Raw genomic sequence first — 13,857 nt, forward strand, 5'->3', positions numbered from 1 at the left:
TTAAACTGATTGTTATGAGTTATTATGACGGATTCCTAAATGTACTGCGCCTGAAAGGGATGCTGCTGGGCACTTTGTTGCTGGGCACCCTCTCGGCTCAGAGCACCCTTTCAGTGAAAGAAAGTGTTCAGTTTGCTTTAAAAAACAGCCCGACGCTGCAAAAAGCCAAACTGGATACCCGCAAATCACTGGAGCAGATACGCGAATACAAAAGCAGCGGATTGCCCCAGGTTACTGTTAACCTTGGCCTTACGTACAATTTGAAGTTGCCAACTCAATTGATTCCCAACATTTTTCAAGGCAAACCTGACGAACTGTTGGCCGTTCAATTTGGTACTGATGTGAATACCACTGCCGGTGCCGAAGTCAACCAATTGTTGTACAGCCAGCAATATTGGGTCGGTATCAAAGCCGTTAAAGCTGTAGGTAATTTCAACCAAACCGTAGAGTTAAAAACGGAAGAAGAAGTGGCCTACAATGTGGTGAAATTGTATTACCAGGTTCAGACCATTTACAAGCAGCGCGATCTGATTGTAGCCAATCTGGAGCAAATCAACGGCTTGCTGAAAGCGACCGACCTGCAATACAAAAATGGCTTGGCCAAAAAACTGGACGTCGACCAATTGCGGGTCAACCAAATCACCCTGCAAACGCAATTGCAAAACCTCGATCTGAACTACGAGCAAGGTCTACAGTCCCTCAAGTTTGCCATGAGTATGCCGCAGGAAACGCAACTGACCCTCAGCGATACGCTCAGCGAGAGTGTGATGCCCAACGTAGACCCCACTTATTTGGAGCCTACCTATCAAAACAAGTTGGACCTCACCTTGCTGGATCAACAAACCACCTTGCAACAACTTAACGCCGATCAATTGCGGGCCACATCCTGGCCAACCTTGCGGGCTTTTGGCAACTACAACTTCCAAGGCCAAGGCAATGGGTTTGGCAGCCAAAATTGGTTTGGTTTCTCCGCCGTCGGGCTCAACGCCAGTATTCCCATCTTTGATGGTTTTTACCGCAAAAGTAAGGTGGAGCAAGTCAAAATCGACATGTTGAAAATTGCCGAAGACCGCAAACAGACCATGCAGTCGCTCCAATTGCAACACAGCCAAGCCAAACAACAAGTAGCCAGCTACTGGAATACCCTCAATGCCCTGCGCGAAAACCGCAAAGTGGCGGAAGAAGTGTACAACATAACCCAAAAGCGCTACAAAGAAGGTATCGCCAACATCACCGAAGTATTGGTAGCTGAAAAAACCATGCGTGAAGTACAATCGAACTTCCTCGGCAATCTGCTCCAACACCAATTGGCGAAAGTAGACCTGGACTATGCCAATGGCAAAATCCGCGAAATGTACAAATAATCGACGCGAGCTTTCCAGCCTGCGGGATTCATTCCTGATAACCCTTTTATCAAATACAATACAATGAAAAATATCATCCGTGTCCTCATTACCGTGGTTGTAGTTGGCGGCCTGATTATTGCCGCTTTCTGGAAATTGGGGGCGAATAAGGAAAAAATTGAAGCCGACGGTAAACTGACCCAGGTGCGCAATACCGAAATCCCGGTGAAAGTAGTGACCATGGGTAGCCAGAATATCCAGGGTGGCTTTGAAATCAATGGGACTTTCCAACCCATCAAACAACTGACAGTGATGAGTGAGGCCCAGGGCCGGATCACGCAGTTGAATGTCAAAGATGGTAGCTTCGTAGGTGAAGGTGCAGTGATTTTGGCAGTAGACAACGATCTGCTGGAAAACCAACTCGAACTGGCTCGCGTCAACCTCAAAAAGGCTGAAAACGATATAACTCGCCTGAAAAATCTACTCGGCGATGGTGGGGTTACCCAACAACAGGTAGATGACGTTCAAAACGGCATTGACAACATCAAAGCCAACATCAAAAACCTGGAGAAGCAGATCAGCATGACCTATGTCAAAGCGCCAATCTCTGGTACAGTTTCCGGTAAGACGATCGAAAAAGGTGCTTTCCTGGCTCCGGCTATGAGAATCATGGACATCATCGATGTCCGTCGCCTCAAAATGGCCGCTTACCTGACCGATGATGAAGTACTTCAGGTGAAAAAAGGCCAACGTGTGGAGTTGCGTACGGATGTGTATCCGAACAAAGCTTTCGTTGGTGTCATCAACCTGATTGATGTAAAAGCAGACAATGCCCAACGCTTTTTGGTGGAGATCGAACTGGATAATCCAGGTGCTACACCATTGAAAGCGGGTATGGACGGAGTAGCAGAATTCAACACAGGTCGCTCGGTATCCATTTTAGCCCTGCCTCGCGAGTGTATCGTAGGTAGTGCCCGTGATGCCAAGGTGTTTGTGGTGGAAAATGGAGTCGCCAAATTGCGCCCAATCCAGCTTGGCAACATCTACGGAGACTACGCTGCCGTGCTTTCTGGCCTCAAGGCTGGTGAAGTGGTGGTAAGCTCCGGCCAGATCAACCTGGAGAACGACATGAAGGTGAGCGTTGAAAAATAAAAACCTAGTAGAGGTTGAGAAGGTTGAGTGAGGTTGAGGAAGGTTGTGGCTACCGCGAGCGATTTTGACAATGACGCGTCAAAATTGCTGCGGTAGCCTCAACCTCCCTCAACCTTCTCAACCTCCCTCAACCCCTAAAAAACAAAAAAAAATGACACTAACCGAAATCGCCATCAAACGGCCCTCGCTCATCATCGTATTTTTTGCGGTGATGACCTTCCTAGGGTTAGTTTCCTATTCCTATTTGAGCTACGAGCTCATCCCCAAATTCAACGCCCCGATTGTATTGGTAAATACCATCTATCCAGGTGCTTCACCGTCGGAGGTTGAAAACTCACTGACCAAACCCATTGAAGATGCCATCTCCGGGGTTGAAAAAATTGTTTCCATCCGTTCAACCTCTTTTGAAGGTTTGTCCTCAGTAATTGTTGAATTCAAAGATGGAATCAATACCGACGTTGCGCTCCAGGATGTACAGCGCAAAATCAATGCGGTAAAATCTACTTTGCCCGACGATGCCAAAGACCCCGCGCTGGGGAAATTCAGCTCGGATGATTTCCCAATCATGAGTATTGCGGTAAATACCAATTTACCGCAGGCCGAACAGTATGATTTGATCAAACAAAGAATCAAACCTGCCCTCTCGCAGGTGGATGGTGTGGGTCAGCTCAACTTGATTGGTGGGCAGGAACGGGAGATCAAAGTGCAGATCAACCGCCAAAAACTGGAAAGCCAGGGTTTGTCTCTGCTCAATCTGGTAATGGCCATCCAATCCGCAAACCTGGAATTCCCTACGGGCAAAGTAAAGTCTGAAAACGAACAAATCACGGTCCGTTTGGCCGGTAAGTTCCTCTCACTTGAAGACGTCAAGGACGTAACCGTAGGGGTTTCCAATAGTGGAACCTTAATCAAGGTACGCGATGTAGCAGATGTATCCGATAACTTGAAAGAAATGGTTGACCTCTCGCGCCTCAACAGCAAATCAGCGATTGGGATGACTGTCCTCAAACAACCAGATGCCAACGCCGTAACCATGTCGGATGGCATCAAGGCCAAAATGGCCAGTTTGGAGGAGACTTTCAAAAAGGAGAACCTGAAGTTCAACATCGCGAATGACTCGACCGACTTTACCCGCGACGCAGTAGATGCGGTAATGCACGATATTGGCCTGGCGGTTTTATTGGTTGCCTTGGTGATGCTGGTGTTCTTGCACAGCTTGCGCAACTCACTGATCGTCATGGTGGCCATTCCTGCCTCTTTGGTTTCCACTTTCATCGGCATGTACCTGATGGGTTTCACCCTCAACCTGATGACCCTTTTGGCCATGTCTTTGGTGATTGGTATCCTGGTGGATGACTCGATTGTGGTCTTGGAAAACATTTACCGCCACCTCGAGATGGGCAAAAACCGCCGACAAGCGGCTGCCGATGGCCGGAATGAAATTGGGTTTACAGCCCTGGCGATCACCTTGGTCGACGTGGTGGTGTTTTTCCCAATTACCCTGGCTGGGGGTATTGTAGGTAACATCATGGGCCAGTTTGCCTGGGTGGTCGTGTTCTCCACCTTGATGTCGCTGCTGGTATCGTTTACGATTACCCCGATGTTGGCTTCACGGGTTGCCAAGGTCACCGTACTAAATCCCAAAAACCCCGGGCACTTGCTGCTCATTGGGTTTGAGCGTTTTTTGACCTGGTTGACGGATGCATATGCCAGTTTGCTAAAATGGGTACTCCGGCACTGGCTCACTAGTGTGGGGATTGTTATTGTAGCATTCATTATGTTGATGGCTTCTTTTGGCCTGATTAGTGGCGGATACATCGGCGCAGCCTTTATATCCCAAAGTGACGCGGGCCAGTTCATCATCAAAGTGGAATTGCCCAAGGATGGCACCTTGAAAGAGACCAACCTGGCCGTAAATAAAGTAGAAGAATACCTGGCCAAAAAGCCGGAGATCACCGATATTTTCAGCACGATTGGTCGTACTTCGGGGGTTTTGAGCGGACAAGCCACGCCTTATTTGGCGGAGGTCAACGTGAAAATGATCCCCAAAGAGGAACGGGCCTTGCGAGCCGACGTATACGCTCAGCTTGTACGCAACGAGTTGGAGGCGGTACTGCCGGGGGTAAAAGTACAAACGGTACAAGTAAGTTTCTTTGGTGGAGCGGATGAAGCACCGCTGCAAATCATTGTAGGTGCCACCAAGCTGGAAGACGCGATGAAATATGCACAGAAGGTGCTCGGCTTTTACAAAGAAGTTCCGGGTACATTGGCGCCAGAAGTGTCGGTAGAGGAAGGTAGCCCCGAAATCAAGGTGGACATCGATCGCCAACGGATGGCTGAGCTCGGGCTCAACATCCAAACGATTGGGGCAACCATGCAAACAGCGTTCAGTGGCAACACCAATGCCAAGTACCGCGACGGCGCTTACGAATACGACATCAACATCGCCATGGATGAATTCGACCGCAAGAACATCGACGATGTATCAGCGGTTGGGTTTGTAAACCCTGCCGGGGAACTCATTCGCCTGGAGCAATTTGCCCGGATTTACCAAACCACGGGCCCTTCGATGTTGGAACGCAAAGACCGTGCGGCTTCCGTGACGGTCAAATCCTTCGTATTGGGTCGTCCTTCGGGTACCATCGGAGCGGAGATTCAGGCCAAAATGGCTCAGGATCCTCCTCCTCCGGGCATTACCATTTCGTACGAAGGTGACCTCAAAAACCAGTCCGAAGGATTCGGTAGTTTGTTGATTGCGATGGCTGCGGCTTTGTTGTTCATGTACCTGATCATGGTAGCCTTGTACGACAACTGGATATACCCGATGGTGGTGATGTTCTCTATCCCGGTGGCGATGGTTGGGGCATTTTTGGCCATGGCGCTGACCATGCAAACCCTGGACATCTTTGCCATGTTGGGGCTGATCATGTTGATTGGTTTGGTGGCCAAAAACGCCATCCTACTGGTCGACTTTACCAACCAGATGAAGGCTGAAGGGCACCATTACAAAGAAGCACTGGTTTTGGCAGGTCGCACGCGTTTGCGTCCGATCCTGATGACCACCATTGCGATGGTTGCGGGTATGCTCCCGATTGCCCTTGCCAAAGGTGCTGGTGCGGAATGGAAAAATGCCCTGGCCTGGGCCTTGGTGGGTGGTTTGACCAGCTCCATGTTGCTGACCCTTGTGGTGATTCCAGCGATCTATTCCATCGTGGACCGGATTGGCTTGTTTTTCACCCGCAAAAACAAGGGTGGTGGTAACAATACACCTGAGTCTAGTTCCAAAGTGGAAGTGCTGGATTCGGAGATGATTGCTTAGGTTTTACCCAAACGAATGTAAATAATAGGCCTTGAGCCAATAAAAAAGCCTCGCTTTGTGTATGCAGAGCGGGGCTTTTTATTAGTGACCTATTCAATTTTTTTATACCTGAAATCACACTTTTTAGCACCATTGGCAATCGTCCCACTACGGATGAGTTGCAGCCCGGCCAGCTTGGAGGTGATTTCATCTACTTCGCACAGGATGCTGGCGTATCTCTGGTAGTTGTGTTTTTTGAACAATTTGCAGATGCCACACTCCAGGATGTCAACGCCATAGCCAAAGCCATAGGTTTCGGCTTTGTCGGTAATAATGTTGGCTAAAAAACCGTCGGGGTGGCCCAGTTTGTTCGCTTTGTGCTATAGCGATTTAATCAAATACTGCCCAAACCAGGTATTCATGAGTTTTACAGGCAGTTTTTTAAGCAGGGTTTGCAGTTGGTTCTTTGGTTTGATATAATCGGTTACCACTTCCAGGCAAATGAGCCGAATGCGTTCAAAAGGTTCACCTTGTTCATCAAGTGTTTGAATCAAGGCTAAAAAATAGGCGCTAAAATCGAGCCTTCGATCGATGGGGTTTGTGGAGGTAGCAGCAAAATTGGAATCAAGGGAAATGTGCTGATAATGGGTTTCTACTTCGGCCATCATTTGGGTGAAGGTGTGTGGAAAGTGGGCTTTGAGGGTGTTTAGGAAGTATTTTCTGTAGGTTTTCATGGTGATGTTTAGGTTCGTGAGGGAGAATTATTTTCTCATGATTTTCACTTTTTTGATTGCTCCACTTTCAAATAAAAGCTTTCTTGAGTAACATTTTCCATTTTCCCCTTCAACCATTATTTTGTACTTGCCATGTGGCACATGAACACCACTCCAAATCCCACTAGGGTTTACCACCTTTGCTGAAATCTTTTTTTCTTGCTCATCAACTAGCCAGATCACGGGATTTCCAGTAGCATTCACCAATTCAACATTTACAAAGGCAGTCACTGTATCCATAATGCCAATGGTTTTTGCTTCGATGATTTGGCAAGAATCATAGGATTGGTATTGGACATATAGCCGCTCTTTAAAAGACTGTAAGGTGTCATTTTGTTGGTGAAATTCTTTTTGAGCGGGGTATTCTACCCATAAGTGTTCTTCATCAATCCATTTTACGACCAATTCTTCCTCGAGCGCATTTATAGCAAAAACCCCAGCACTACCTTTAATCCAACCCTTCTCAAAATTAACCAGCAATTGGGTATTGATTCCACTTGAGGGTGGGTTAATAAATTCAATGGATTTGGTTTTTTCAGGAGAGGGAATAACCCCTTCTCGAAGGATTGATTCAGTGCTGCTAGCACATGCCAGGAGTGAAAGCAACCAAAAACTCAATAATACTCTGACTATCAAATTCATAAAATCTAGAATTAGTGAAGAATGAAAGCAATTACAGCTTTATAGGATAAACAAGAATTGTCAAGGGTTAGTGCCCATTTTTATGTTTAATCGCTAATATTTCAGCCCAACACCTTCGCTTTAGCCTCCCCTGAAGAAATCACCGGCACGATCTCAAAATCCGCCAAATCCTCCCATTTTGCAACCCAGCTTTTCAACAGTTCCAGCGATTCACTTTCCATCACCTGGTAACAAATGCTGACGTCTTCGTTGATCCAGCTGTGCAAATAATTAACCCCAGCGGGCAACATCCGGCCTTTTTCATCAAAACGTTGGTATAAGGCTTTGATGGTTTCTGGTCTGAAATGTTCAATGATGATGTAGGTGCGCATTGGGAAGGGTTTTATTTTGAATTGATTCTTTGGTAAAAATATCAAAAGTGGATTATATAAAACAGTTTTTCTGGATTCTTAAAACAAAAAAACTGGCGCATTCACCCCCTTATCTTGTCGTGTTCATCACGTACGGCGTTATTTAAAACAATTTATCTTTGCTTTACTGTATCGATAAAATGAAAAATCAATGGATCCGATTGTTTTTGACAAAGAAATAGCCGTTTGTTGTGTGGCCGCCAGCTCATTTCCAGATGGTGTTCTGACAGCCTTCCAAACCTTACATGGGAAACTCGACCGCAAAGAAGAGCGTCAACATTTTGGCATCTCGCATGGTCAGGCTGATGGTGGAATTCATTATCTGGCGGCGGCTACCGAGCGGAATGCAGGCGAAGCGGAAGCACTGGGGTTGGATCGTTTTACCATTCAAAAAGGTTCTTATCTTGGGCTTACCATCCAGGATTACCTGAAAGACCTGGGCGAAATTGGTCGGACTTTTCATCAGCTTTTACAAACCCCCGATCTCGATCCAGAAGGGTATTGCCTGGAAATATATGCAGGCAAAGATGTGCAATGTTTGGTTAAATTGAAAACTGAGCCCATTCCGCTACCCGCTAAACTCGGCCAACCTGCTGAACGCGCCCTGGCAAGCGCTGGCATTAAAACCCTGGAAGATTGCTGCCAATTTCGGGAAACGGAGCTCGCCAAATTACACGGTGTAGGCCCCAATGCCCTTACCAAAATTAAGACAGCAATAGCTGAACATGGTCTACACTTCGCGTTATAATTGTTTCACTTTTTCAACCGATCAAAATGGCTAAAACTGACTACCAATCCGTCGACGAATACATTGCGCTGCAAGCTGCCGACAAACAAGCCGCACTGGAGGAATTGCGCCAATTCATCCGCAGCCAAATTCCCCCAACGGCACAGGAAGTGATCAGCTACCAAATACCGATGTACAAGTACCAGGGCATCTTGGTGGGCTTTGCCTGCTTTGCGAAGCATTACAGTTTCATCACGGCGAATGCCTCAACTTTGGAGCAATTTCGGGTGGATTTGAAAGACTACAAGTTTTCCCCATCAGCCATCCAATTGCCTTATGGGAAGCCCCTGCCAACGGAGCTTTTGGCACGCATCATTCAGCAACGCGTGGTGGAGAATGAAGGCTTGGCAGCGAAGAAAAAGCAGAAATAGACAACAATAGGTTCATATTCCAGGCCATTTTGTATTCCAAAAACGAAGGACATCAATTGCCACGTGCTTTAGCGCGTGGACGTGGACTGCTCTTCTTGATGGGCTTCAGCCCAAATCTTAATTTTTGAGCCCGGGCTAAAGCCCAACACAAGGAACTTCTTCCTATCCACCAGCTGAAGCTGGAGGCAATTGATGTCCTCCGAGCAAAATGCCCCTGTATTATACCTTTTTTTCAAAAATCATACACATGCCTGCCATGTCATAAGTAGCGCCATACATAATGACGGGCGGCTCAGTCTCCTGATGGGTTTGGATCAATTCAAACCCACATTCTGCAAAAATACGTTGGATTTCTTCTTTACCCCTTAGCTTAAAAAGTGGCGTGGTGAAAGGCAGTTTTTCCATGATTTCCTTGGGTCGAATGCCTACATAAAACCTGGCCCCGGGTTTCATCACCCGTCCAATTTCCTGCAAATGGGCAAAGGGTTTGTCCCAAAAATAAATCACATTGATACAAAATACCGCATCAAAAAGGCTGGCAGCATAAGGCAATTGATCACTGTTGCCCATTTGCACCTCAAGCAGCCCTTGTCGAATCAAGTCGATATTGTTTTTGCGGGCTGTTTTGACCATGGCAGCGGAATAGTCGATCCCGTAGAGTTTGAGTTCTTCTGCTTTTTGTGAGACCTCCTTAAAAAAATGCCCATTGCCAAAACCTATTTCGAGTACCTGATCGCCTGTACTTAGTTGCAAGTGTTGCAAAACCAGCTTGTACAAACTGCGATTGCTTTCGTTCATACGTTCGCCAATGATTTTGGCGAATGCTCCATGGGGTTTGCGCAATTGTTGGGCAATGAATTCGGGCGTTGGAGTGGGCTTGAATTTTTGAAGGAGCTTTTTTAGGAATTGGAGCATCGGTGATGGATTTAGAGCTTGTTTATGTTTTCAGGGAAAATTATTCATACAAAGTTCCCATTTTTATTTTATTTTTGAAAAAAATCCAAACAAAAATATGAGCTTCCATATTCTCAATGGCGATAGTCTGGCCCAAACCTTTGCCCAAAGCAATATCCCTGGACACCGCATCATTTGCCGCGAATGCCTGATCGATGGCCCCGCTCAGGCTGCTGATTTGGACAATTTTTGGTCCATCCGCGCCAATTTTATCGCCCAGGGTTACGGCGAAGCCCGCGAGAAGTATTACGATGTGGTGGTGAAAGAACTGGATCAAATTCAGCGCCTTCCCGAAGAGGCCGAAATCAACCTGTGGTTTGAAGACGACTTGTTTTGCCAAAGCAACCTGTGGTTCATACTGGCGCTGCTGGTGAATGCCAGTCCGCAGCTTAAAATATACCGGGTTTTTCCGGTGGAACCCGCCCAAGATCACTGGCGCGGTTTTGGAGATGCGGATGCGGCCAGTTTGGAGCAAGCTTATGCGCAACGAGTGCAATTTCACCAAACCGACCTCGAACTGGGTTTGGCATTGTGGGAGGCATTCCGCAGCAAAGACCTGAAGCAATTGCAAGTTTTATCTCGTCAGCCTTCGGCCTGTTTCAATCGGCTGCCGGAAGTTGTTCAGGCGCACATCGATCGTTTTGCACCACAAGGGCAATTGGGTCGCCCCGAGCGATTAATCACCGAGATTTTGCAGGGCAACCCGGATGATTTTAATGCGGTTTTCACGGCTTTTGGGCAAAAAGCCGGGGTGTATGGGTTTGGGGATGTGCAGGTGAAGGTGATGTATGAGCGGGTGTTGAAGGCGGAATAATTGTTTGCTTTGCTATTTCCCATGAAGATTCAATTCATACTTTCCAATATAAGGCAAATTATCCCCTCCCATATACAAAAAACCATTTCGTTCCTTTACAGAACCCGCTTCGGGCATTGCGGTTCCTGTGGGATCGAAGTAAGTGTTCAATATTGTTCCATTTTCAGCAATATGCATGACCATTCCAAATTTGTCTTGCTTGGGTTGCAACCAGGTGGGCAAAGCATAAACAAATTTCTTCATTCCTATTTTTGGGTGTATTTTATCAAGTGCATCATTTCGTTTGGTCGTAAAACCAAGCCAAAATGTACCATCTTCAGAAATAGAAATACCATTGGGAAAGCCGTGTAAATTGTCCATAAAAATTTCTGTTTTACCCGCCTTTTCGCCTTTAAGCCAATATTTTAGTAGGCGATACTTGGTGGTTTCTACCATCAATAAATAGGTCTCGTCTTTTGAGACGACCACTCCATTTCCAAAAAAAGTACCGTCAATGAGTGTTTTAATTGCTTTGGTTGATGGGTTGTATTGGTATAGCCCGCCATTAGGCCTCATTTCCAAAATAAGCTTTCTACCATATTTTATGTTATAAGGGCTTTCAAAAGAAGTATTCGTAAAATAAATATTTTGCTTGCTATCAATGTCCAAGCCATTGGGGATTAAAAAACTTCTGCCTTGATCATCTTTATTGGCCAGAACGGTCACTACTTTTTGCGGGCTGATACTAATCAGTCCTTGTTTGTGGCTCAAAGCAATCAAGTTATTTTGCTCGTCAAAATGCAAACCAGCCACCCAGGAACCCGCATTGTAAAATATTTCGATTTTTCCTTCGGGATTAATTTTTAATATCTTTCCGTCTGAAAAATCGTTTTCTGCCTTATGAACACCGCAATAAAGATTACCAAGACTATCAAAAATGATGTCTTCTGCACCGACCCAAGTGCCCAAATCTATTTTTTCAACCTTGCTTAGTTCATTGTTGAGTTGAGTAGTTCCTTCAAATAAAGGTTTGGGTTCAGGTTTCCAAGCCAAAGGCTTAATGCCACAAGATTGGGTAAGTAGCATCGAAATTACAACCCCGATGACAAAATAAACTGATTTGATATTGCTCATTTTCCTTTTTTTAGAATGTTTTGCAAAGGTATGAGCACTATTTTTCAAATCTGTTTACATATGTAAAGAAACAAAATCAGGGCTTCTCTGCTCTGATACGCGATAGTTGGGTAGGCGTAATACCCAAGAATGAGGCAATATGGTATTGTGGAATTTGTTGTTCGAGTGTAGGGTATTGCTGTTGAAATATTTTGTAATATTCTTTTGCTTCCAATGTCAGCAAGTTGACTTCGCGTAGTTCTTTTTCTACAAAATAATATTCTGCCATAATTCTCCCCAATCTTTCAAGGTCTGGGCAGGTATCATAAAGTTGTTCAATATTGGCATAATCTGTTTCCCAAATTGTGCAATTTGTCAATGCTTGTTGCGCCAATTTATTGGGTGTTTTTGTGATAAGTGAGGAGTAAGCGCCAATAAAAGCAGGTGCTATGAAAAAGTTTTTGTTGAATTCCTCGCCTTCTTTATTGGTATAAAATGAACGAACAACGCCATCTTGCAAAAATGCAATTTTGGTGGCTACCTTGTCAATTTTACAGAAATATTCGTGTTTTTTCAATTCTTTTTGGACAAAAACGTCCATCAATAAAGCCCAGGTTTTGTCCGAAAGTGGAGTAATCTGATTTAAGTATTGATGAAATTTTTCCATTTAAGTGATTTACTTGCTGCAAAAAACTTAGAGCATGTCTCAATTTTTTGAGTGCATGACAAAATATTGAGACATACTTTTAACTATTCCCCCAGTACTTTTTTAAGCAGGTATTTTTTTGCAGATTCCGAGTCCCGCTTACTCCCGTCAGCATTCAGGCTGACCAAGCCATCGTCGGTGACCTGATATTTACTGATGCCGGATTTTTGGTTCAATGTGACTACATCGCCGTCAGCTGTCCAGGTTCCGGTTGATTCAACCGTCCGGCTCTCTTTTCCTTTGTATTCTTCCTCCAGGGTAAATGTTCTTTTTTCATCTGCATTCAAAGTGAGCATTGTTACAATCTCGTCACAATCCGGGCACGGTACAGTGCCATTGTAAAACGCGGCCAATTGATTCACCATTGCTTCCTCGTTGGCAATAGCTGATGAATCAGTTGTGTCGAGTGTTTTTTTGGTTTTTTCTTGACAAGAAAAAAGAACAATCATTGAAAAGCATACAAAGATTAGTTTTTTCATTTTCCATTGATTTTAATGCTGTGAAGCAGTTTACATGCCTATGCCGCCAAAGGATTCGTCACAGCTTTGGCCAAGCCTTGTCGATGTGCAATTCATGTGGCTTTTAGTAAATTGGCAGTGGCAATTTCGCTATAAGTTACAAGAAAAACTTAAAATACACCCATTTTGTACAATTCAGCTTTTTTGTTAAACCCTGAATTGGAATCGCCTCATCAGTGTTTTCATTTTTTTGACATTAGTTCATTCAATAGTTGGTAAGTTTCTATCTGTTCAATCACTTCTTCAAAAAAAACTCCTCCCCTCCAAAATACCTTGTATGCACGAGCATTTTCCCTAGCACTGATGATTCTGTATTGATCATCCAGGATTTCGATGGCACAACAATCTTCCAGTGCTATGGCAACTACGCCGTAAGTTTTTCTCATCATTTTTTTCAAATCGGGTCTTCTATCGGCTTCGCTATCGTAATGGGGACAATGTAAGGCCTGAATCAAATTCAATCCTGTTACTTTGATTAAACCAGCTTCAGGGTTGTTGAATTTTCTCGAATCTGAATTGCCATATTTGAACCAACAAATTGATCCGGCACTAATCCCACACAAGACCTTTCCTTGTTCATAGGCTTCTCTCAGCAATACATCCACACCCGTTTTTTTCCACACTTTCATCATTCTAAAAGTATTCCCACCACCGACGTAAATGATGTCTGAATTTGATATTTTTTCAGCAATCGTTTCTTGGGTGGGCTTCTCGCTAATCAAATACAACACATCACAATTACAACCAAACTGGGAAAAATGTGCACCCAATTGATCAAAATAGGAAATTGAGTCTCCACTCGCCGTGGGCAAAAACAATAAATTGGGCTTGCTTTTTTTAGACAGCTCCACAATCCTTTTATTGATGAGGGTATTGTCTTCAAAGGTTTCTCCACCGCCAATGGCTACAATTGTTTTCATATTTGAATTAGGAATTTGTTGGTGACAAAATTATTATGTTATGTACATTTTATCTAAGTAAAAATGAAACTACAGTT

15 protein-coding genes are annotated in these 13,857 nt (G+C 44.9%); 6 read left to right on the forward strand and 9 right to left on the reverse strand.

The annotated features are described in order from the left end of the window. Positions 1 to 14: 14 nt before the first annotated feature. From ACEW9O_RS07500 to ACEW9O_RS07510, 3 genes are all read left to right on the forward strand, one after another. Positions 15 to 1,364, forward strand: coding sequence for a TolC family protein (locus ACEW9O_RS07500; protein ID WP_373549523.1), 1,350 nt, complete (start codon positions 15 to 17; stop codon positions 1,362 to 1,364). 63 nt (positions 1,365 to 1,427) lie between these two features. Continuing rightward, a complete protein-coding gene (locus ACEW9O_RS07505; RefSeq protein WP_373549524.1) occupies positions 1,428 to 2,495 on the forward strand; it encodes an efflux RND transporter periplasmic adaptor subunit in 1,068 nt (355 codons plus the stop codon). A 151-nt stretch (positions 2,496 to 2,646) separates the two neighbouring features. Continuing rightward, positions 2,647 to 5,814 carry an efflux RND transporter permease subunit gene (locus ACEW9O_RS07510; protein WP_373549525.1) on the forward strand — a complete coding sequence of 1,056 codons (3,168 nt, stop codon included), beginning with the start codon at positions 2,647 to 2,649 and terminating at the stop codon, positions 5,812 to 5,814. 89 nt (positions 5,815 to 5,903) lie between these two features. Here ACEW9O_RS07510 and ACEW9O_RS07515 read toward each other — a convergent pair whose 3' ends face one another. From ACEW9O_RS07515 to ACEW9O_RS07530, 4 genes are all read right to left on the reverse strand, one after another. Next, positions 5,904 to 6,158: an L-2-amino-thiazoline-4-carboxylic acid hydrolase gene (locus ACEW9O_RS07515; protein ID WP_373549566.1), complete on the reverse strand. Its 255-nt coding sequence runs from the start codon at positions 6,156 to 6,158 to the stop codon at positions 5,904 to 5,906. Between the two features lie 15 nt (positions 6,159 to 6,173). Then, complete coding sequence (locus tag ACEW9O_RS07520) at positions 6,174 to 6,527, reverse strand: hypothetical protein (protein WP_373549526.1); 354 nt, start codon at positions 6,525 to 6,527, stop codon at positions 6,174 to 6,176. Positions 6,528 to 6,554: 27 nt separating this feature from the next. Further along, positions 6,555 to 7,208: a hypothetical protein gene (locus ACEW9O_RS07525; protein WP_373549527.1), complete on the reverse strand. Its 654-nt coding sequence runs from the start codon at positions 7,206 to 7,208 to the stop codon at positions 6,555 to 6,557. Between the two features lie 101 nt (positions 7,209 to 7,309). Further along, the gene (locus ACEW9O_RS07530; RefSeq protein ID WP_373549528.1) at positions 7,310 to 7,579 is read right to left on the reverse strand and encodes a DUF3303 domain-containing protein; all 270 of its coding nucleotides are present in this window, start codon (positions 7,577 to 7,579) and stop codon (positions 7,310 to 7,312) included. Positions 7,580 to 7,769: 190 nt separating this feature from the next. Between ACEW9O_RS07530 and ACEW9O_RS07535 the strand changes: the two genes are divergently transcribed. Together ACEW9O_RS07535 and ACEW9O_RS07540 are read left to right on the forward strand one after the other, a co-directional pair. Further along, the gene (locus ACEW9O_RS07535) at positions 7,770 to 8,366 is read left to right on the forward strand and encodes a hypothetical protein (RefSeq protein WP_373549529.1); all 597 of its coding nucleotides are present in this window, start codon (positions 7,770 to 7,772) and stop codon (positions 8,364 to 8,366) included. Between the two features lie 26 nt (positions 8,367 to 8,392). Further along, on the forward strand, positions 8,393 to 8,776 hold the full coding sequence (locus tag ACEW9O_RS07540) for an iron chaperone (RefSeq protein ID WP_373549530.1): 384 nt from the start codon (positions 8,393 to 8,395) through the stop codon (positions 8,774 to 8,776). A gap of 219 nt (positions 8,777 to 8,995) precedes the next feature. Here the strand turns inward: ACEW9O_RS07540 and ACEW9O_RS07545 are convergent, their stop codons facing one another. After that, positions 8,996 to 9,691 carry a class I SAM-dependent methyltransferase gene (locus tag ACEW9O_RS07545; RefSeq protein WP_373549531.1) on the reverse strand — a complete coding sequence of 232 codons (696 nt, stop codon included), beginning with the start codon at positions 9,689 to 9,691 and terminating at the stop codon, positions 8,996 to 8,998. Between the two features lie 97 nt (positions 9,692 to 9,788). On the opposite strand from ACEW9O_RS07545, the gene ACEW9O_RS07550 reads away from it, so the two are divergent. Beyond that, positions 9,789 to 10,544 (forward strand): DUF1835 domain-containing protein, encoded by a 756-nt coding sequence (locus ACEW9O_RS07550; protein ID WP_373549532.1) that lies wholly within the window; start codon positions 9,789 to 9,791, stop codon positions 10,542 to 10,544. 12 nt (positions 10,545 to 10,556) lie between these two features. Here ACEW9O_RS07550 and ACEW9O_RS07555 read toward each other — a convergent pair whose 3' ends face one another. The 4 genes from ACEW9O_RS07555 to ACEW9O_RS07570 form a co-directional block, all read right to left on the reverse strand. Continuing rightward, the gene (locus ACEW9O_RS07555; protein ID WP_373549533.1) at positions 10,557 to 11,657 is read right to left on the reverse strand and encodes an SMP-30/gluconolactonase/LRE family protein; all 1,101 of its coding nucleotides are present in this window, start codon (positions 11,655 to 11,657) and stop codon (positions 10,557 to 10,559) included. Positions 11,658 to 11,733: 76 nt separating this feature from the next. Beyond that, positions 11,734 to 12,303, reverse strand: a complete 570-nt coding sequence (locus ACEW9O_RS07560) for a Crp/Fnr family transcriptional regulator (protein ID WP_373549534.1) — start codon at positions 12,301 to 12,303, stop codon at positions 11,734 to 11,736. Between the two features lie 83 nt (positions 12,304 to 12,386). Further along, entirely contained in the window at positions 12,387 to 12,821 is a 435-nt protein-coding gene (locus ACEW9O_RS07565; protein WP_373549535.1) for a copper resistance protein NlpE, read from the reverse strand. A gap of 221 nt (positions 12,822 to 13,042) precedes the next feature. Next, entirely contained in the window at positions 13,043 to 13,780 is a 738-nt protein-coding gene (locus ACEW9O_RS07570) for a Type 1 glutamine amidotransferase-like domain-containing protein (protein ID WP_373549536.1), read from the reverse strand. Positions 13,781 to 13,857 lie beyond the last annotated feature (77 nt).

Source organism: Haliscomenobacter sp. (assembly GCF_041740695.1).
Classification (GTDB): Bacteria; Bacteroidota; Bacteroidia; order Chitinophagales; family Saprospiraceae; genus Haliscomenobacter.